Here is a 19,150-nt window from a genome sequence, read left to right as displayed (position 1 = left end):
GGCTGGCGCGCTTTGCCAGCACCATGTCCAGCCCTGCCACAAGCTCCCCTTCCCAATCCGGCGCATTCGCCACTTCCCCCCAACCCGCCACGGCGTTGCACCGTGCCACGCCCGCCACGCTGGCGGCCGTGCTGGAGCAACTGCCTCCGGCCCAGGCCCGATGGGCGCGCGCTGCAGGCTTTGATGCGCAGCCGGGCCGCATCCTGCTGTTGCCCGGCATGCAGGCTGAAGTGCAGGCCGAAGTGCAGAGGGAAGGGCAGGGCGAGTGCACTGCCCTCGCTGGCGTGCTGGTCGGCGTGGACCCGGACCAGCCGCTGTGGCAGCTGGCCGGCCTGCCGGCTGCGCTGCCGCCCGGCACCTATGCGCTCGCCGATGCGGATGAGGCTCAGAGGCCGCATCTGCTCCTGGGCTGGGCACTGGGCGCGCTGCCATCGACCCGCCAGGCGCGGCAGTCGGATGCGGCAACCGCTCCATCACTCGCTCAGCTGGTGGCAAGCCCTGATGAGCAGGCCGCCGTCGCGCCAATGGCCGCAGCCATTGGCGAGGTGCGGCGGCTGGTCAACCTGCCTGCCAACCAGCTGGGTCCCGAACAGCTGGCCCAGGCCGTGGCTGACCTGGCCGCGCGCCATGGCGCGCGCTTCCGGCAATGGATGGGCGACGAGCTGCCCGCCGCAGGCTTTGCCCTGGTGCACGCCGTGGGTCGGGCGGCGGCCCAGGCGCCGCGCGTGGCCGAGCTGACCTGGGGCGATGCCGCGCTGCCCCATGTGGTGCTCATCGGCAAGGGCGTGTGCTTTGACTCCGGTGGGCTGGACCTCAAGCCCGCCGCAGGCATGCGCTGGATGAAGAAGGACATGGGCGGCGCCGCACACGCCCTGGCCCTGGCCGATCTGCTGATGCAGGCGGGCCTGCCCATCCACCTGAAGCTGCTGGTGCCTGCGGTGGAGAACGCCGTGGGTGCCGGCGCGCTGCGGCCCGGCGACATCATCGAGGCCGGTGACGGCCGGCGGGTGGAGATCGAGAACACCGATGCCGAAGGCCGGCTCCTGCTGGCCGATGCGCTGCACCACGCCATTCGCAGCGCGCCCACGCCGCCCGCGCTGCTGATCGACCTGGCCACGCTCACGGGCGCTGCGCGCACGGCGCTGGGGCCGGACCTGCCCGCGCTGTTCAGCAACCATGACGGCTGGGCCGATGCGCTGCTGGCCCAGGGCCGCGCGCAGGCCGACCCGCTGTGGCGCCTGCCCCTGTGGGCGCCTTACCGCCGCATGCTCCGCTCCGACCAGGCCGACCTGCTCAACGCCGCCAGCACGCCGCAGGGCGGCGCCATCACGGCTGCGCTGTTCCTGGAGAGCTTTGTGCCGCCCGAGCTGCCCTGGCTGCACCTGGACCTGTTCGCCTGGAATCTGGAGGAGCGCCCCGGCCGTCCCAGGGGCGGCGAGGCCCAGGGCCTGCGCGCGCTGTACGCCCTGCTGTCGCAGCGCTTTGCATCTGCGTGCAGCGCATTTGCATAGGCGCAATCAGGCTTTGCGGCGGGCCGGTGGCTCCACACAATCGGCCGTCTGGTGCAGCCGCCGCCTTCCTGCGATCTTGTTCCGGCTGCCACGACACTTCATGACCCAAAGACGCTTCCTGCCTCGCCTTTCCCTGCTGCGCACCCACTTGCGCACCCTGCGAACTTCCGCACTGCTTCCCGCCCTGGCCGCAGCCCTGCTGTGCGCACCGCCCGCCCAGGCCGAAACCCTGCGCTGGGCGCGCTCCACCGATGCCTCCACGCTGGACCCGCATGCGCTGAACAACGGCCCCAACCACAACCTGCTGCACCAGATCTACGAGCCGCTGATCATCCGCACGGCCGATGGCAAGCTGCTGCCCACCCTGGCCACGTCCTGGGCGCTGACTGCCGACCCCTCGGTCTGGGAGTTCAAGCTGCGCAAGGGCGTGAAGTTCCATGACGGCAGCCTGTTCACGGCCGACGACGTGCTGTTCTCTCTGCGCCGCGCGCGCTCGGCCACCTCGGACATGCGCTCGCTGCTGACCTCGATCACCGACGTGACCAAGGTCGATGCCTTCACCGTGCACATCAGGACCAACGGGCCCAACCCGCTGCTGCCGGCCAGCCTCATCAACATCCAGATCCTGAGCGCCGCCTGGGCCAAGGCCCATGGCGCAGAGCAGCCGCAGAACGCGCTGGCCAAGGAAGAGAACTACGCCACGCGCAACGTCAACGGCACGGGTCCCTACGTCATCGCCTCGCGCGAACAGGACACGCGCACCGTGCTGCGGCAGTTTCCCGGCTACTGGGGCAAGGGGCTGTTCCCGCTGGAGATCGACGAACTGGTCTACCTGCCCATCAAGTCCCAGGCCACGCGCGTGGCGGCGCTGCTGTCGGGCGAGGTGGACTTCGTGCAGGACCTGCCCATCCAGGACATTGCGCGCCTGAGCGCCGACCCGCGCTTTCGCATCAACCAGGCCGCCGAGAACCGCACCATCTTCCTGGGCCTGAACGTGGGCGCCGCCCCGCTGTCGCATTCCGATGTGAAGGACAAGAACCCCCTAGCTGACCTGCGCGTGCGTCAGGCCTTCCAGCTGGCCATCGACCGGCAGGCCATACAGCGCGCCGTGATGCGCGGCCTGTCCGTGCCCACCAACATCATTGCGCCGCCCTTTGTGCACGGCTACGAGAAATCCTTTGGCGCCGTGGGCAAGGCCGACTTGGCCCAGGCCAGGAAGCTGCTGGCCGAGGCCGGCTATCCCAACGGCTTCGGCATCACCCTGCATTGCACGAACGACCGCTACCTGAACGACGAGGCCATCTGCCAGGCCATCGCCGGATTTCTGGGCCGCATCGGCGTGAAGACCGCCGTGTCGTCCCGGCCGCTGGCCATCCAGACGGCGGCCATCAACAACCAGGAAACGGATTTCTACCTCTACGGCTGGGGCGTGCCCACCTATGACTCGGCCTATGTCTTCGACTACCTGGTGCACACGCGCGGCAAGAACGGCCGCGGCAACACCAATGCCACGCGCTACAGCAATGCCGAGCTGGACAGCCAGATCGTCTCCCTGGCCTCCGAGGGCGATGCGCGCAAGCGCGACGCCACCATCCACTCCATCTGGAGCACGGTGCAAAAGGAGCTGATCTACCTGCCGCTGCACGACCAGATCCAGACCTATGCCATGGTGCGCAAGTTCGACATCCCGGTGAATCCGTCGAACACGCCGTACTTCAAGCTGTTCAAGCAGCCCGGTGCGCGCCAGGCTGCGGTGGCCGGCGCGCAGTGATGCCCGCGCATTCATGAGCGCGATTGCGCAATCGCCGCACAGGTCTCAGCAATGCCTGCGGCCATCGCTCCTACGCTTGCACCCTTGTCAATGCAGGAGTGCAGGCGGATATGGACTGGATGGTGTTGGGGCTGCTGGCCGGCCTGGTGTTGGGGGCATATGACTTTCTGACCAAGCTGGCGCTGGGGGAAAAGTCCGTGCTGGAGGTGGTGTTCTGGTGCCCGGCGCTGGGCGCGTTGCTGTGGCTGCCTTTCGTGGCGATGGACGATTCCTCGTCCGCCGCGCTGGACCTGCGCCAGCAGATGCTGCTGCTGCCCAAGTCGCTGATGATGGTGGCCACCTGGGTGCTGTCGTACTACTCGGTGAAGGCCTTGCCGCTGTCCATCTCTGCGGGCGTGCGTGCCAGCGGGCCGCTGTGGACGGCGCTGGGCGCGGTGCTCCTGCTGTGCGAGCAACTGGGCTGGTGGCAATGGCTGGGGCTGGCGGTGTCCATGGCCTCGTACTACCTGTTCTCCCTGGTCGGCCAGAAGGAGGGCATAGGCTTTGGCCGCAATCTGTGGGTGCTGTGCATGCTGGCGGCCACGCTGCTGTCCTCGGCCAATGCCCTGTACGACAAGCACATTCTGGCCACGCTGCGCATGGACCTGGTTGCCGTCCAGGCCTGGTCTGCGCTGCAGCGCGGCGCCCTGGCCTTGCTGCTGTTGCCCTGGATCTGGCGCGGGCTGGAGCTGCGCAGCCTGCTGGGGCGCAACTGGGCCGTGCCCGCCATTTCGCTGGCCTATGTGCTGGCCGAGTCCATCTACCTGGCCGCCGTGCAGATGGAGGGCGCGCAGATTGCCGTGATCTCGGTGCTGCGCCGCGCCAATCTGGTCATGGTGTTTGCGCTGTCGGCACGGTTCTTTGCCGAACGCCATCTGCGGCCCAAGGCGGCGGCCATGGCGGGCGTGCTGCTGGGCATTGCGCTGACCATGGCGCGCTGAGGATGTGAGGGCGTGAACGTGTGAGCGTGGGAAGCGTGAACGCGGGCGGCGGCGCCCGGCTATCCGGCCTCGGCCGCCACCGCACGAATCCAGTCCATGACGGCCGCGCCATGGCGCGAGACCATGGCGCGTTCGGAAGCCAGCAGGAAATAGCTCTGGCTGCAGGGGATGGCCGTGTCCGAGACGCGCACCAGGCTGCGCTCGGCCAGCAGGCGCTGGACCAGGGAGCGGCGGCCCAGCGCAATGCCTTGCAGGTTCAGCGCCGCGTCCAGCATGAAGCCCGTGTCCGAATAGCTGAGCTGGCGCTGGGCTGACGAGATGCGCAGGCCCGCGGCCTGCAGCCAGGGCTCCCAGGGTTGGCGGCTGTGCGAGAGCAGGTTGGCCCGCCGGAACAGCCCGGCCAGATCCAGGCCCTCGAACTGCTCCAGGTAGCGTGGCGCGGCCACGGCAAACCATTCGTCGTCCAGCAGGCGCTCGCAGTGGAATGCCAGAGGTGCCTGAGGCGCCTGGTGTGCAAAGCGGATGGCGATGTCCGCCTCGCCCTGCTGGAGGTTGACGGTGCGCGTGGTCGGATCGATGGCGATGGAAACGTCCGGGTGGCTGCGCTGAAAGGCCGTGAGCGACGGCACCAGCCGCAGCCGTGCGAACGAGGGCAGGGCGCTGATGCGCACCACGTCGCGCCCCTGCACCAGGCTGCCGAAGGTGGTCTCCAGCGCCTGCAGCGGGGCGCGGGTCTGCTGGTGCAGCCAGGCTCCCTCGGCGCTGAGCGTGACCACGCGCGTGGTGCGGTGGAACAGCGGGGTGCCCAGCAGCTTTTCCAATTCGCGGATGCGGTGGCTGACGGCGCTGTCCGAAAGGTTCAGTTCTTCGGCCGCCTGCTTGAAGCTCTGGCTTCGCGCCACGGCATCGAAGGCGGCGATGAGGTGAAGGGGCGGGATGTTGCGCATGGCTGGCCGGCATCGTACTGGAGCCGGGCGCGCCGGTGGCCGGCGCCTTCATCCGTGCTCTCATTTTTTGCAAACAGTGACCCCTGAAAACCGCCCATCTCGGACACGGCGCCCCATTCGCAGCGGACAATCGTCGGGCCAGGAATATGACGGGATTTCGACAATTCCCGCCGCCTGCTGGCCAGCCAAGGACTACCGCGCATGACAGAAGACCCCCGCCGAGATTCCCCCGCAGATGCCGCCCCCGCCGCCGCCCAGGCGCCGCAGACGGCCCCGCAGCTGCGCATCGGCACCGTCGCCAAGCTCAATCTCGCCGACTTCCAGAACGCCGTGCCCGCGCTGCTGGAGCTGGCCATCGTCAACGAGGGCGAGCTGCCGCTGCAGGCGCTGAGCCTGCACCTGGCCTCCGAGCCTGCCTTCATCAAGCCGCGTACCTGGCGCCTGGAGTCGGTGGCCGCGCACAGCACCTATGCGCTGACCGACCTGGATGTGGCGCTGGACGGCGCCTTGCTCTCGCGCCTGACCGAGGCCGAGCCCGCCGTGCTGCGGCTGGAGCTGCGCAGCGGCCAGCCGGCAGAGACGGTGCTGGCCCGGCACGAACACCCGCTGGAACTGCTGGCACGCAACCAGTGGGGCGGCCTGGGGCATTTGCCCGAGATGGTGGCGGCCTTCGTGCAACCCAACGACCCGGCCGTGGACCGCATCCTCAAGGGCGCGGCGCAGGCGCTGGAGTCGGCGGGCAAGTCCGGCGCCATCAACGGCTATGAACAGGGGCCGCAGCGGGCCTGGGAACTGGCCTCGGCCATCTGGACTTCCGTGCTCCAGAAGAAACTCAACTACGCGCTGCCGCCGGCCAGCTTCGAGCATGCGGGCCAGAAGATACGCGGCGCGTCCCAGGTGCTGGATGCGGGCCTGGCCACCTGCCTGGACCTGACGCTGCTGTTCGCCTCCTGCCTGGAGCAGGCGCACCTGAACCCGCTGCTGGTCTTCACGCGCGGCCATGCCTTCGTGGGCCTGTGGCTAGGCAGGCAGGAATTCTCGACCGCCGTGGTCGATGACATCACGGCCGTGCGCAAGCGGCTCAAGCTGCAGGAGCTGGTGGTCTTCGAGACCACGCTGGCCGCGCAAGGCCAGGCCGTGGCCTTCAGCCAGGCCATTGCCCAGGGCGCGCGCCAGCTGGCCGAAGAGCATGAGGACCAGTTCGAGCTGCTGGTGGACGTGCGGCGCGCGCGCATGCAACGCATCCGCCCGCTGGCGCTGGCCCTGGCCCAGCCGCAGGACGCCGCGCCCGAGGCCGGCGAAGGCCAGGCCGAGCCACGGCTCACCGTGGAGCCGCCGCCCGAACTCCTGGCACAGGCGCAGACACGCGAAGTGCCCACCTCCCAGCTCGATCCCAAGGACAGGCTGGCGCGCTGGCAGCGCCGGCTGCTGGACCTGTCGCTGCGCAATGCCCTGCTCAACTTCAAGCCCGGCAAGAAATCGCTGCTGCTGCAGGTGGCCGCGCCCGCGCTGGAGGACACGCTGGCCCGGGGCCAGGTGCTCAAGCTGCTGCCCAGCCCCGAGCTCATGCAGGGCAAGGACCCGCGCAGCCAGCCATTGCACGAGGCGCGCAGCCTGGAAGACCTGCGCGGCGCGCACGCCGACGAGGCGCTGCAGCGGCGCGAGGTCTTCATCGACCTGGAGCCGCTGGAGCTGGACAGCCGCTTTGTGGAGCTGTTCCGCGGCGCGCGCAACGCGCTGCAGGAAGGCGGCGCCAACACCTTGTTCGTGGCCCTGGGCTTTCTGGTCTGGAGCCGGCCCGACAAGCCCGATGTGCGCGTGCGCGCGCCGCTGATCCTGCTGCCCGTCACGCTGGAGCGCAAGAGCGCGCGCTCAGGCTTCACGCTGCAGGCGCATGAGGACGAGCCGCGCTTCAATCCCACGCTGGTCGAGATGCTGCGCCAGGACTTCCAGCTGGAGCTGGGCGTGCCCGCAGGCGACCTGCCGCGCGACGAGGCCGGGCTGGACATCGCCGGCATCTGGGCCCGCGTGCGCGAGGCGATCAAGGACGTGCGCGGCTGGGAGGTCAGCGAGGACGTGGTGCTGTCCATGTTCTCCTTCGCCAAGTACCTGATGTGGAAGGACCTGGCCGAGCGCGCCGACCAACTGCGCAGCTCGCCCGTGGTCGCCCACCTGATCGACACGCCGCGCGAGCCCTATCGCTCGGAGATCGCCTTTCCCGACACGCGGCGGCTGGACCAGGAGTTCGCGCCGCAGCAGGTCTTCAGCCCGCTGCCGGCCGATTCATCGCAGCTGTCGGCCGTGATGGCCGCTGCGCGCGGCAAGGACTTCGTGCTCATCGGCCCGCCGGGCACGGGCAAGAGCCAGACCATTGCCAACCTGATCGCGCAGTGCCTGGCCGAGGACAAGCGCGTGCTCTTCGTGGCCGAGAAAATCGCCGCGCTGGACGTGGTCTACCGCCGCCTGCGCGAAGTGGGCCTGGGCGAGTTCTGCCTGGAGCTGCACTCCAACAAGAGCCGCAAGCTCGACGTGCTGGGCCAGTTGCAGAAATCCTGGGACTCGCATGGCCAGGTGGATGCCGAGGCCTGGGCCGCCAAGGCCAGCCAGCTTGGCCGCCTGCGCGAGCAGCTGTCGGCCTATGTGGAGCGTCTGCACCGGCGCCACGCCAACGGCTGGACCATCTACCGCGCCATTGGCGCCGTGGCCGGTGGCGAGGCGCTGCCGCGCCTGGGATTTCACTGGCCCACGCCCCAGGCCCATGACGAAGCGGGCCTGGCCCTTTTGCGCGAGACTGCGGGCCGCCTGCAGGCCAATGCCCAGGCCGTGGGCGCGCAGCATCTGGAGGACGGGCCGCTGGCCACGGTGCAGGCCAGCGACTGGTCCGTACGCTGGCAGCAGCAGATGGTGGATGCCGCCCAGGCGCTGCACGATGCAGGCCAGGGCTTTGCCGAGGCGGCGCAGCAGCTGGGCCGGCTGCTGCGCATCGAGTGGCCGGCGCTGGGACGCCAGGCGCGCTCGGCGCTGGGCGTGATCGCGCGCGCGCTGCCTGCGGCCGCAGGCCGCAACCTGGCTTTCTGCGTGCTGCCTGACGGCGCGCGCATTGGAGAATCCCTGCAATCGGGCCTGCAGCTGCTGGCGCAGCACGGTGATCTGTCCGCACAGATTCCGGCGCCCTGGCCGGCCGAGCTGCAGACGCGCCTGGCCCAGGCGCTGGACCTGCTGGCGCAGCGCCGGCGCCTGCAGGCCGGGCTGGGCACGCCCTGGCCCGTGGCCCTGGGCGACGAGCTGGAGCGCGGCCTGCAGTGCATCGACGAGATCGCGGCGCTGCGCCAGGGCCTGTCCGTCAAGTACGGCGCGGGCGTGGGCCAGCTCAATGTCTCGCAGCTGCAGCGCGAATGGGCCAGGGCCGGCAAGTCCTTGTGGCCGCTGTCCTGGCTGGGCCGGCGCAAGGTGCGCGCGGCGCTGGAGGCCACCATCGAAGGCGCGGGCGAGCCGCGCGTGGCCGATGACCTGGCCGCCCTGGTGCGCATCCGGGGCCTGCGCGAGGAACTGGACCAGATCCAGCCCGGCGCCGCAGCCGACGGCCTGTGGGCCGGACACCGCACGCGCACCGACCATGCGCGCAGCGCCCTGAAGGCCAATTCGGCCCTGCTGGCCGCGCGCGCGCAGAAATCCTTCTCGCTCGACGGCCTGGAGGCCGTGGCCGAAGGCCATGGCGGCGAGCGCTGGGCTGCCGAAGTGCAGCGCCTGCAGGCCCTGTACCAGATCGACCGCCAGCTCGATGGCTACCTGCCGCTGGCCGATGCCAGCCACGGCCTGTGGCGCGGCCTGGAAACCGATGCCCAGGCCTTGCAGGACGCGCTGGCCTTCGAGCGCGAGCGCCTGCAACTGACGCGGCGCGGCGGCCTGATGGCATCGCACGCCGCCGTGGCCCAGGGCCGCTGTGGCGCGACACTGCAGCAGGCCCATGCGCAGCTGGCGGCCCGCAGCGCCATCGAGGAACAGCTGCTGGCGCTGGACGATCTGCGCTTGCGCTGCCCCGGCGTCTGGGACGGCCTGGACACGCGCCCGCAAGCCGTGGAGCATGCGCTGCGCCTGCAGGGATCGCTGCAGGCAGGGCTGACCGGGCTGGGCTGGCAGGAGGCCGAACTGGCCCAGGCACGCCAGGCCCTGCACCAGGTGCTGGCCTTGCGCAGCGCCGAGCTGGGCGAGGGCGCCGCGGTCGGCATGGCCTGCCAGCAGTTGCTGGACAGCCTGGCCGGCCTGCACGCGGCCATAGACCCCTTCAGCGCTGCGGCAGCCCATGGCGAGCCGCAGCAGCGTGCCCTGGCCCAGCGCACGGCCGAGCAGCTGGCGGCCACGGCGGGCGGCGTGCTGGCCGGGCAGGGCGGCCTGCATGCCTGGTGCGCCTGGCGCAATGCCCAGGCCGCGGCCCGCGCGGGCGGGCTGGGTGCGCTGGCCGACGCCATCGAGTCCGGCAGCCTGGAACCGGCTCAGGCACCCAAGGCCTTCGAGGTCAACTACGCGCGCTGGTGGCTGGCGCTGGCCGTGGACGAGGACGAGGTGCTCAAGCGCTTCGTCTCTGCCGAGCATGAGCGGCGCATTGCCGACTTCCGCGCGCTGGACGATGAATTCACCTCGGTCACGCGCCAGTGGATACGTGCGCGGCTGTGCGCGGGCCTGCCGTCGGCCGACAGCATCCAGCGCAACAGCGAGTGGGGCATCCTGCGGCGCGAAATCACCAAGAAGCGCCAGCACCTGCCGCTGCGCCAGCTGCTGGAGCAGATCCCCTCGGCCGTGCTGCGCCTGACGCCCTGCCTGCTGATGAGCCCGCTGTCCATTGCCCAGTACCTGAGCGCCGAGACCAGCAACTTCGACATCGTCATCTTCGACGAGGCCTCGCAGATCCCCGTCTGGGACGCCATCGGCGCCATGGCGCGTGCCAGGCAGGTGGTCATGGTGGGCGACCCCAAGCAGCTGCCGCCCACCAGCTTCTTCGGCCGCGCCGACACCTCCGACACCTTCGACGACGACACGCAGGGCGTGGAAGGCGACATGGAAAGCATCCTGGACGAATGCCTGGGCGCCAGCCTGCCCACGCGCAACCTGTCGTGGCACTACCGCTCGCGCCATGAAAGCCTGATCGCCTTCAGCAACCACCGCTACTACGGCGGCGGGCTGGTGACCTTTCCCTCGCCCGTCACCGACGACCGCGCCGTCAGCTTCCACGCCGTGCAGGGCCGCTATGAAAAAGGTGGCGCCCGCATCAACCAGCCCGAGGCCAAGGCCCTGGTGGCCGACCTGGTGGCGCGTCTGAAGTCGCCGGGGTTTGCGCAGTCGGGTGCCACCATCGGCGTGGTCACCTTCAACTCCGAGCAGCAAAGCCTGATCGAGGATTTGCTGGACGAGGAGCGCCGCAAGGACCCGGGGCTGGAGCCGTTTTTCTCCGATGCGCTGCTGGAGCCCGTCTTCGTCAAGAACCTGGAAAGCGTGCAGGGCGACGAGCGGGACATCATGTATTTTTCCATCACCTACGGGCCCGATATCTCGGGCGCGGTGTCCATGAACTTCGGCCCGCTCAACCGCGATGGCGGCGAGCGGCGGCTGAACGTGGCGGTGACGCGCGCGCGGCAGGAGCTTCGCATCTTCTCCAGCCTGCGCGGCGAGCAGATGGACCTGTCGCGCACCCAGGCGGCGGGCGTGCGCGACCTCAAGCACTTCCTGGAATTTGCCGAGCGCGGCCCGCGCGCGCTGGCCGAGTCGCACCATGGCAGCCAGGGCGATTTCGACAGCCCGTTCGAGGCCAGCGTGGCCCAGGCGCTGGAGCGCAAGGGCTGGCGCGTGCACACGCAGATCGGCGCATCCTCGTTCCGCGTGGACCTGGGCGTGGTGCACCCGGACCATGCGGGCAGCTACCTGGCGGGCGTGGAGTGCGACGGCGCCACCTACCACCGCTCGGCCACGGCGCGCGACCGCGACAAGCTGCGCGAGCAGGTGCTGCGCGGCCTGGGCTGGCAGATTCTGCGCATCTGGTCCACGGACTGGTGGGTCAACCCGGGCGGCACGCTGGAGCGCATCCACGCGGCGCTGACCGCGCTGCTGGAGCAGGACCGGCGCAAGCGTGCGGCCGAGGTTGTCGAGGTTGCCGAGGTGCCGCAGGCGGCTGCAGTCGCCGGGGCAGAGCCAGCGCCAGCGCCAGAGACGCCTGAGGCGTCCGAGGCATCCGTGGAGGACGGCGAGGCGCATAAGGTCTGAAAGTCGGCCGTGCGCATGAAATGGGCACTTGCTGAAGCCAGAGACACCAAGGAAGGGCCGCCCCCGCACCGAGGGTGTCGTCCCCCTCCCCCGCAAAGCGGGTAGAGAGGGGGAAGGCGCGAAGCGCCTCAGGGGGTGTCAGTACTTGTCCGGAACGTACATGTGCTGGGGAACGGGGTTGCGTGTGTATTCGGGATTGCGCGTGCGCTCTGGCAGCACGATGGCCGGGTGCTCTATCTCTTCATAGGGCAGCTGCGTCAGCAGGTGGGAGATGCAGTTGAGCCGCGCCTTCTTCTTGTCCACGGCCTGCACCAGCCACCAGGGCGCCTCGGCGATGTGGGTGCGCTCCAGCATGGCTTCCTTGGCCTTGGTGTAGTCTTCCCAGCGGCGGCGGCTCTCGAAGTCCATGGGACTGAGCTTCCACTGCTTGAGCGGGTCGTGCACGCGGCCCAGAAAGCGCAGGTGCTGCTCGTCGTCGGTGATGGAGAACCAGTACTTCACCAGCGTGATGCCCGAGCGCACCAGCATCTTCTCGAACTCGGGCACGGAGCGGAAGAACTCCTCGTACTCCTCGTCGGAGCAAAAGCCCATCACGCGCTCCACGCCCGCGCGGTTGTACCAGCTGCGGTCAAAGAGAACGATCTCGCCGCCCGCGGGCAGGTGGGAGACATAGCGCTGGAAATACCATTGCGTGCGCTCGCGGTCATTGGGCGCGGGCAGGGCGGCCACGCGGCACACGCGCGGGTTCAGGCGCTGGGTGATGCGCTTGATCACGCCGCCCTTGCCGGCCGCATCGCGGCCCTCGAAGAGGATGACCACCTTTTTCCTGTGGTGCTGCACCCAGTCCTGCAGCTTGACCAGCTCGCCCTGCAGGCGCAGCAGTTCGCGAAAGTAGGTCTGGCGGCTCACGGTGTCGGCACTGTCCAGATCGTCGCCACCGCTGCCCAGTCGGGCGTCGTCTATCTCCATCTCCAGTTCTTCGTCGTAGCTGTCGAGCAGATCGCGTTCGATGCGCTGCATCAGCGAATCATGGTGGTCGGGCAGAAGTTCGTCGTACATGGTGGGGAATCCGGGCGTCCAGGAGTTGGCGCCTGGGATGGTGGCGTGGATGTGTGACGCGGCTGTGACGGTGCGGCTGGGGGAATACCCTGGCACCGTTCGCCTTCCCGCCGCCTACAGCCACCCCGCCTTGCGGAACTTGTAGTAGAGCAGGCCGCAAACACCCAGCACGAACAGCAGTGCGGCCGGATAGCCGTATTGCCACTTCAGTTCGGGCATGTTCTCGAAGTTCATGCCCCAGACGCCGAAGAAGGCCGTGCAGATGGCGAAGATACTGGCCCAGGCTGCCAGCCGCTTGGTGACTTCGTTTTCCTCGATGGACACCATGGACAGGTTCACCTGGATGGCCGTGCCCACGGTGTCGCGCATGGTGTCGATCTGGGCGTTGATGCGGCCCAGGTGATCCATCACGTCGCGGAAGTAGTCCCTGGAGCCCACGCAGATCTGGGGGACGCGCCCGCCGTTGAGCTTGCCCACGGCTTCCAGCAGGGGGGCCACGGCGTGCTTGAGGTCCATGGCGCGGCCCTTGAGTTCATACAGCTGCTTGATGTTGTCGCGCGCCGCGCCCTTGGTGAAGATCTGCTGCTCGATCTGCTCCAGCTCCACCTCCAGCGCGTCGATGATGGGAAAGTAGCGGTCCACCACCGCATCCATCAGCGCATACAGCACAAAGCCCGAGCCGTGGCGCAGCAGCTCGGGCTCGCTCTCGCAGCGCTCGCGCACGCCCAGGAAACCGCGCTTGCTGCGGTTGCGCACCGACAGCACGTAGTTGGAGCCCACGAAGACATCGACCTCGCCGTGGTTGAAGTGCCCGGGCCGCTCGGGCTCGGGCTCCAGCAGGTGCATCACGGCAAACAGCGAGCTGCCGTACTCCTCCAGCTTGGGCCGCTGGTGGCCGTGCAGCGCATCCTCCACGGCCAGGGCGTGCAGGCCGAACTCCTGGCGCATCTCCTCCAGCTCGGCCGGCGTGGCGTCCGCCAGCGCCACCCAGACGAAGCAGCCGGGGCGCTCTATGTAGTTGCTGATGTCGGCGACGGGAATGTCCGCCAGCTTGGCCCCGTTTTCGTAGGCGACGCAGTTGATCAGCATGGGAGTTCCCTCGGTAATTCTGGTGCTGGTGATCCTGCCATAACGGGGGAGGGGGAAAAGCCAGCGGCCAAGGTGCCGGCAAAACCGCCAGCAGCCAGGTTTGCACATCTGGTAACAATACGTGTATAACCTGTCACGACACTGCTGGGCGCCGCCCGGCGCTTGCGATCCAAGGACTTCGATGATCTTTCGCCAGTGGGGAATTGCGTTGGGTGCGTTGGGCCTGTCGGCCTTGAGCGGTGTATCTGCAGCCGGTGTGCTGGACAAGGTCCAGGCCGGTGGCGCGCTGGTGATTGCGCACCGGGAATCGTCGGTCCCCTTCTCCTACATCGACACGCGCAGCGGCAAGCCCGTCGGTTACGCGCTGGATCTGTGCCTTCGCCTGGCCGAGGCGGTGCGCAAGCAGACAGGCAGGAAGGACATGAAGGTGGAGTTCCTGATGGTCACGCCCGCCAATCGCATGGCCGTGATCGAGCAGGGCAAGGCCGACATGGAGTGCGGCTCGACCACGAACAACGCGCAGCGGCGCCAGACCGTGGCGTTCACGGTTCCCCATTTCATCACCGGCGCCCGGATGCTCGTGAAGGCCGAAAGCACCGTCAACGCGATGGAAGATCTCAAGGGCAAAAAGCTGGTTTCCACCAAGGGCACCAGCCCGATGGCCCTGGTGACGCAGGCCAACAGGCAGCGCCTCATGGGCATCACCATTGTGGAGGCCCCCGATCACGCGAGGGCCCTGGAGATGGTGGAGAAGGGCGAAGCCGACGCGTTCGTGATGGATGACGTGCTTCTCAACGGGCTGGCCGCTGCACGGCCCGATCCACGCGCCCTGAAGGTGGTGGGCAAGTTCCTGTCCACCGAACCCCTGGCCATCATGCTGCCGAAGGCCGATACCGCGTTCAAGAAACTGGTCGATGAAGAGATGAAGCGGATCATCACCAGCCGCGAAATCCACCCCATCTACGAGAAGTGGTTCCTGCAGCCGATTCCACCCAGCTCCACGAATCTGAACCTGCCGATCAGCTACCTGCTGCGCGACTTCTGGAAGTACCCCACGGCGGACATTCTGCTGTAGGCCTGTCTGTGCAGCCGCTGCGCCGCATCGGTCAAGCCGCCAGCGCTTGCTCCCTTGGGCGGGCGGCTGGGGCACCACCCGCCCCCGTCCCCGCCAGCTCCCCCAGCCCGAAATGCCCGCGCAGCGTGCGGCTTTCGTATTCCTCGCGGAACAGGCCGCGCTTGCGCAGCAGGGGCACGACTTCGCTGGTGAACAGCTCGAACTGCTGGTTGAGTATGGGCGGCATGACGTTGAAGCCGTCGGCTGCGCCGTGCTTGAACCAGTCTTCGATGATGTCGGCCACCTGTTCGGGCGTGCCGGCCACGGCCAGGTGGCCGCGGGCGCCGGCCAGGCGCTTGAGCAGGCCGCGCAGGGTGAGGCCGTCGCGCAGGCTGGTTTCCACGTAGCCCACGGCGCGGCTGCGCGAGGCTTCGACCTTGTCGGGATCGGGGAAGTCGTCGCGCGTAAGCAGGCGGTCCAGCGGCACGGCCGAGAAGTCGTGGCCGCCAAAGCGTGCGGACAGGCGGGCCAGGCCGACCTCGATGCTGGTCAGGCTGTCGAGCTCTTCCCAGACCTGGCGCGCCTCGTATTCGGTAGAGCCTATGGCGGCGCTGATGCCGGGCAGGATCACGATGTCCTGCGGGCGGCGGCCCAACTGCTGCGCCTGTCCCTTGATGTCGGCATAGAAGGCCTGGGCCGATTCCCGCGAGCCGTGGGCCGTGAAGATGGCCTCGGCCCATTGCGCGGCAAAGGCGCGGCCGGACTCGGACTGGCCGGCCTGCACGAAGACGGGCCGGCCCTGCGGGCTGCCGGGCACGTTGAGCGGGCCGCGCGTGCGTATGTATTTGCCCTCGAAGTGGACGGGCCGGATCTGCGATGCATCGAGGAACTGGCCGGCCGCCGTGTCGTCCAGCAGGGCGCTGGCCGGAAAGCTGCGCCACAGCGCATCGACGGCGGACACGAATTCCTCGGCGATGCGGTAGCGGTCGCCGTGGTCCACGTTGTCGGCCAGTCCGAAGTTCAGGCCCGCATTGGGCGCCCAGGAAGTGACGATGTTCCAGCCCGCCCGCCCCTTGGACAGATGGTCCAGCGAGGCGAACTGGCGCGCCAGCGTATAGGCATGGCTGTAGGTGGTGGAGGCGGTGCCGATCAGGCCGATGCGCTCGGTGCGCAGCGCCAGTGCCGTCAGCAGCACCAGCGGGTCCAGCAGGCCCGAGGTGATCTGCTGGCCGTTCTCGGGCCCGACCAGGCTGTCGGCCAGGAAGACGGCGTCGAATTTGGCGGCCTCGGCGATGCGTGCGGCATCGACGTACAGCTCCAGGTCGGTGAGCGCCTTGCGGTTGGCGCCGGGATGGCGCCAGGCGCCTTCATGGTGGCCGCGCGTCATGAGGAACAGGTTCAGGTGCAGTTGCCGAGACATGGGAGCAGTCCTTTGTTGTGTGGGTTGTTTCGCGGGCGGGGCCGGCGTCAGGCGATCTCTGTCTCGACGCCCAGGCTGCGCAGCAAGGTGGCGCGCAGCTGCATGAAGACAGGATGGTCGGGGCGGCGGGGATGGGGCAGGTCCACGGCGTGGTCTTCGGCGATGCGGCCGTCCCTGAGCACCAGGATGCGGTCGGCCAGCAGCAGGGATTCGTCCACGTCGTGCGTGACGAGGATGACCGTGGGCCGTATGCGCTCGACCAGGCGCAGCAGCAGGCCGTGCATGCGCATGCGCGTGAGCGCGTCCAGCGCGCCGAAGGGCTCGTCGGCCAGCAGCACGTGCGGGTCGCGCAGCAGGCTGCGGGCCAGCGATGCACGCTGCTTCTGGCCGCCCGACAGCGTGGCGGGCCAGGCGCCGGCCTTGTCCTGCAGGCCCACGTCGTGCAGGATTTGCCGTGCTGCGGGCAGCACGGCACGCGCGCCCAGACCCAGCGTGAGGTTGTCCAGCACCGACAGCCAGGGCAGCAGGCGCGCGTCCTGGAACAGCACGGACACATTGCCCTGCGCACTGGCCGCGCCGCTGGACTGCGCATGGCCGTCCAGCCCGGCGAGCGCGCGCAGCAAGGTGGTCTTGCCCGAGCCGGACTCGCCCAGCAGGGCCACGAACTGGCCCGGGGCAATGTCCAGGTCGATGGCGTCCAGCACGTTCTTGCCGCCAAAGCTGCGCGTGAAGCGCTGCAGCCGCACGGCGCCCGGGGTGGGGTGATGGCTCATGATCCCAGCGACCTCCGGTAGGACAGCACGTGCGCCTCGATGCGGCGCACCACGGCGTCGGACAGCAGGCCCAGCAGGGCGTAGATGAGGATGCCCACCACGATCACATCGGTCTGCCCCCAGTCGCGGGCGCGGTTCATGAGGTAGCCGATGCCGGTCTGCGTGTTGATCAGCTCCAGCACCACCAGCGCCGTCCAGCACAGCGACACGGCAATGCGCAGGCCCACGAAGAAGCCCGGCAGTGCGCCCGGCAGCGCCACCTTGCGGATGAATTCGGCGCGCGACAGGCCCAGGGTCTGGGCCAGCTCCACATGGCCGATGTCGATGCCGCGCAGGGCCGCGTGGGTGTTGATGTAGACGGGCACCAGCACGGCCGTGAAGATCAGAAAGATCTTCATGGACTCGCCAATGCCCAGCCAGATGATGGCCAGGGGAATCAGCGCCAGCGTGGGCACGGCGCGCTTGATCTGCACCAGGCCGTCGAGCAGGGCCTCGCCCGTGCGCGTCAGGCCCGAGGCCAGGGCCAGCAGCACGCCAGCCACCACGCCCAGCAGCAACCCGCTGTAGGCACGGCCTGCCGATGCCAGCAGGTGGGGCAGCAGGCTGCCGTCTGCCACCATGCCGTAGCCGGCGACCAGGGCCTGCGAGGGCGCGGTCAGTGTCTCGGGCGACAGCCAGCCCAGGCGCGAGGCCGCCTCCCACAGCACCAGCAGCAGGCCGGGGCCCACCAGCAGCGCGCCCTGCGACAGGCGCGCGGGCACCAGTTGCACGGCGGCCCGGGTGGCGGGCTCGGATTGAGCGGCGGCTGCGGTGGCCGGTGCCAGACCGGCCGCGTTGATGTCCAGGTGCGCTTGCGTCATCGTGTGTTTTCTGGCCGGTTCATCGGTTGGCCACGATCACGCGGTCGTAGGTGGACACGAAGGAGCCGGCCGCATCCAGCCGCTGCGGCAGGCTGCCGGCTGCGTGCAGGATGTCGATCAGCTTCTGGTGGTGGGGCTGCGCCTCGGCGGCCGTCTGGAACAGCAGGTCGGACTGCGATGCCAGGATGGCCGCCGTGCTCTCCGCATCGATGCGCTGGAACTGCGTGTAGTAGTGGCGGCCCCATTCCTGCTCGTGGCCATTGCTCCACTTGCCTGCGCGCACGAAGGCGCCCAGGAAATCGACGATGGCCTGGGACTTGGCCGGGTCGGCCAGCACGTCGGGCCGTGCGTAGAGGTACGAGGTGGCGGGCAGCAGCGTGCGCTCCTGCGGATCGGGCACGGGCCGCGCGCCGATCTGCTTGCCCAGGCGCGTGACATGGGGCTCCATGAGCACGGCCACGTCCACGGCCTTGGCGCGCAGCGCGTCGTTGAGTTCGGCCACGCGCAGGTTGACCAGCTTCACGTCGGCCAGCGTCAGGCCCGCGCGTGTCAATGCCTCGATCAGGAAGACCTGGCGGCCCGAGCCTTCCACATAGCTCAGGCGCTTGCCGCGCAGGTCGGCCAGGCGCTCTATGCCTGCATCGGCACGCTGCACCAGCCGGTACTGGGCGCGCTCGCGCGTGAAGGTGGCGATGATGGGCAGCTGCACACCGGCGGCGCGCGCCTGAATGGGCGGCGTGTCGCCCACATAGGCAATGTCCAGCGCGCCTGCGCGTATGGCCTCGAAGATGGCCGGGCCGCCCGCGAAGTTGGGCAGCTCCAGCTGAAAGCCCAGGCGCTTGCGCTCACCGCTGGCATCCAGCAGGTGGCGCAGCAGCTCGCTCTGGTCGGCGACGACCAATCGGGTCCTGGGGTCGGCCGCAGCACGTGCGGCGGTGGTGGAAGCCAGGGCGGCAGCGGCCAGCAGAGAAGGGCCGGCCAGCAGGAAACGACGCTTGTTCACGCGCTCCATCCTCAAAAGATTGCAATGGGATGGATGCTAGTTAGCGTACTTCAGTTGTGAAAATACCGATTCCGTATTTGCAAACGCGCGCCACGCACATGGGCGTGGCGCGGGGGGAGGTTCAGCCGAACACCGGGCGCATGAAGCTGCGCTCGTAGCTCAGGATGCAGCGCGTGTCCTCCGCGTAGCGGAAGGCGGCCTGGCATTCGGGGTCCTGCATGGACTTGATGCGGTACTCCTCGTACAGCGCCATGCTGGGGAAGCTGAACATGGCCAGCGCCACATTGTTGGCGCCTTCGGACGGCAGGAAGTAGCCGTGGTGCTTGCCGCCGAATTTCTCGACCAGCGGAATCCAGGTCTTGCCGTACTCCTCGAATTCCTTGGCCTTGAACGGGTCGATGATGTAGCGCAGGTAGCAGGTGATCATG

At 68.8% G+C, this 19,150-nt stretch carries 13 protein-coding genes; 5 read left to right on the top strand and 8 right to left on the bottom strand.

All coding sequences use genetic code 11. From position 1 onward, the window contains the following. Positions 1-23 precede the first annotated feature (23 nt). The 3 genes from DA1_RS10735 (at position 24) to DA1_RS10725 (ending at position 4,262) form a co-directional block, all read left to right on the top strand. Positions 24-1,511 carry a leucyl aminopeptidase family protein gene (locus DA1_RS10735; protein WP_034398815.1) on the top strand — a complete coding sequence of 496 codons (1,488 nt, stop codon included), beginning with the start codon at positions 24-26 and terminating at the stop codon, positions 1,509-1,511. A 100-nt stretch (positions 1,512-1,611) separates the two neighbouring features. Further along, positions 1,612-3,282 carry an ABC transporter substrate-binding protein gene (locus DA1_RS10730; protein ID WP_034395715.1) on the top strand — a complete coding sequence of 557 codons (1,671 nt, stop codon included), beginning with the start codon at positions 1,612-1,614 and terminating at the stop codon, positions 3,280-3,282. 110 nt (positions 3,283-3,392) lie between these two features. Further along, positions 3,393-4,262: an EamA family transporter gene (locus DA1_RS10725; protein ID WP_034395718.1), complete on the top strand. Its 870-nt coding sequence runs from the start codon at positions 3,393-3,395 to the stop codon at positions 4,260-4,262. A gap of 59 nt (positions 4,263-4,321) precedes the next feature. Here DA1_RS10725 and DA1_RS10720 read toward each other — a convergent pair whose 3' ends face one another. After that, positions 4,322-5,209 (bottom strand): LysR substrate-binding domain-containing protein, encoded by an 888-nt coding sequence (locus DA1_RS10720; RefSeq protein WP_034395721.1) that lies wholly within the window; start codon positions 5,207-5,209, stop codon positions 4,322-4,324. A 201-nt stretch (positions 5,210-5,410) separates the two neighbouring features. On the opposite strand from DA1_RS10720, the gene proA reads away from it, so the two are divergent. Beyond that, the gene (gene proA, locus DA1_RS10715) at positions 5,411-11,464 is read left to right on the top strand and encodes an anti-phage protein ProA (RefSeq protein ID WP_034395724.1); all 6,054 of its coding nucleotides are present in this window, start codon (positions 5,411-5,413) and stop codon (positions 11,462-11,464) included. 138 nt (positions 11,465-11,602) lie between these two features. Here proA and ppk2 read toward each other — a convergent pair whose 3' ends face one another. Beyond that, a complete protein-coding gene (gene ppk2 / locus DA1_RS10710; protein WP_034395727.1) occupies positions 11,603-12,523 on the bottom strand; it encodes a polyphosphate kinase 2 in 921 nt (306 codons plus the stop codon). 114 nt (positions 12,524-12,637) lie between these two features. After that, positions 12,638-13,612, bottom strand: coding sequence for a magnesium/cobalt transporter CorA (gene corA / locus DA1_RS10705; protein WP_012206223.1), 975 nt, complete (start codon positions 13,610-13,612; stop codon positions 12,638-12,640). A 181-nt stretch (positions 13,613-13,793) separates the two neighbouring features. Between corA and DA1_RS10700 the strand changes: the two genes are divergently transcribed. Next, positions 13,794-14,687 carry an amino acid ABC transporter substrate-binding protein gene (locus DA1_RS10700; protein ID WP_034395730.1) on the top strand — a complete coding sequence of 298 codons (894 nt, stop codon included), beginning with the start codon at positions 13,794-13,796 and terminating at the stop codon, positions 14,685-14,687. A 31-nt stretch (positions 14,688-14,718) separates the two neighbouring features. Here DA1_RS10700 and DA1_RS10695 read toward each other — a convergent pair whose 3' ends face one another. From DA1_RS10695 to DA1_RS10675, 5 genes are all read right to left on the bottom strand, one after another. After that, positions 14,719-16,086 carry an LLM class flavin-dependent oxidoreductase gene (locus DA1_RS10695; protein WP_034395732.1) on the bottom strand — a complete coding sequence of 456 codons (1,368 nt, stop codon included), beginning with the start codon at positions 16,084-16,086 and terminating at the stop codon, positions 14,719-14,721. A gap of 47 nt (positions 16,087-16,133) precedes the next feature. After that, positions 16,134-16,859 (bottom strand): ABC transporter ATP-binding protein, encoded by a 726-nt coding sequence (locus DA1_RS10690; protein ID WP_034395735.1) that lies wholly within the window; start codon positions 16,857-16,859, stop codon positions 16,134-16,136. After that, positions 16,856-17,719: an ABC transporter permease gene (locus DA1_RS10685; RefSeq protein ID WP_034395737.1), complete on the bottom strand. Its 864-nt coding sequence runs from the start codon at positions 17,717-17,719 to the stop codon at positions 16,856-16,858. The genes DA1_RS10690 and DA1_RS10685 overlap by 4 nt, the downstream gene beginning before the upstream one ends. 19 nt (positions 17,720-17,738) lie before the next feature. Continuing rightward, positions 17,739-18,731 (bottom strand): ABC transporter substrate-binding protein, encoded by a 993-nt coding sequence (locus tag DA1_RS10680; RefSeq protein ID WP_034395739.1) that lies wholly within the window; start codon positions 18,729-18,731, stop codon positions 17,739-17,741. Between the two features lie 112 nt (positions 18,732-18,843). Beyond that, entirely contained in the window at positions 18,844-19,149 is a 306-nt protein-coding gene (locus DA1_RS10675; RefSeq protein WP_012206218.1) for an NIPSNAP family protein, read from the bottom strand. Between the last annotated feature and the right edge of the window lies 1 nt (position 19,150).

Source organism: Delftia acidovorans NBRC 14950 (assembly GCF_001598795.1).
In the GTDB taxonomy this organism is placed as follows: domain Bacteria; phylum Pseudomonadota; class Gammaproteobacteria; order Burkholderiales; family Burkholderiaceae_C; genus Comamonas; species Comamonas acidovorans.
This window is presented reverse-complemented; position numbering and strand designations above follow the sequence as displayed.

Bases quoted from the DNA above. Each gene is read 5' to 3' on its own strand.
- DA1_RS10735 (WP_034398815.1), top strand. From the start codon at position 24: ATGTCCAGCCCTGCCACAAGCTCCCCTTCCCAATCCGGCGCATTCGCC.
- DA1_RS10730 (WP_034395715.1), top strand. From the start codon at position 1,612: ATGACCCAAAGACGCTTCCTGCCTCGCCTTTCCCTGCTGCGCACCCAC.
- DA1_RS10725 (WP_034395718.1), top strand. From the start codon at position 3,393: ATGGACTGGATGGTGTTGGGGCTGCTGGCCGGCCTGGTGTTGGGGGCA.
- DA1_RS10720 (WP_034395721.1), bottom strand. From the start codon at position 5,209: ATGCGCAACATCCCGCCCCTTCACCTCATCGCCGCCTTCGATGCCGTG.
- proA (WP_034395724.1), top strand. From the start codon at position 5,411: ATGACAGAAGACCCCCGCCGAGATTCCCCCGCAGATGCCGCCCCCGCC.
- ppk2 (WP_034395727.1), bottom strand. From the start codon at position 12,523: ATGTACGACGAACTTCTGCCCGACCACCATGATTCGCTGATGCAGCGC.
- corA (WP_012206223.1), bottom strand. From the start codon at position 13,612: ATGCTGATCAACTGCGTCGCCTACGAAAACGGGGCCAAGCTGGCGGAC.
- DA1_RS10700 (WP_034395730.1), top strand. From the start codon at position 13,794: ATGATCTTTCGCCAGTGGGGAATTGCGTTGGGTGCGTTGGGCCTGTCG.
- DA1_RS10695 (WP_034395732.1), bottom strand. From the start codon at position 16,086: ATGTCTCGGCAACTGCACCTGAACCTGTTCCTCATGACGCGCGGCCAC.
- DA1_RS10690 (WP_034395735.1), bottom strand. From the start codon at position 16,859: ATGAGCCATCACCCCACCCCGGGCGCCGTGCGGCTGCAGCGCTTCACG.
- DA1_RS10685 (WP_034395737.1), bottom strand. From the start codon at position 17,719: ATGACGCAAGCGCACCTGGACATCAACGCGGCCGGTCTGGCACCGGCC.
- DA1_RS10680 (WP_034395739.1), bottom strand. From the start codon at position 18,731: ATGGAGCGCGTGAACAAGCGTCGTTTCCTGCTGGCCGGCCCTTCTCTG.
- DA1_RS10675 (WP_012206218.1), bottom strand. From the start codon at position 19,149: ATGATCACCTGCTACCTGCGCTACATCATCGACCCGTTCAAGGCCAAG.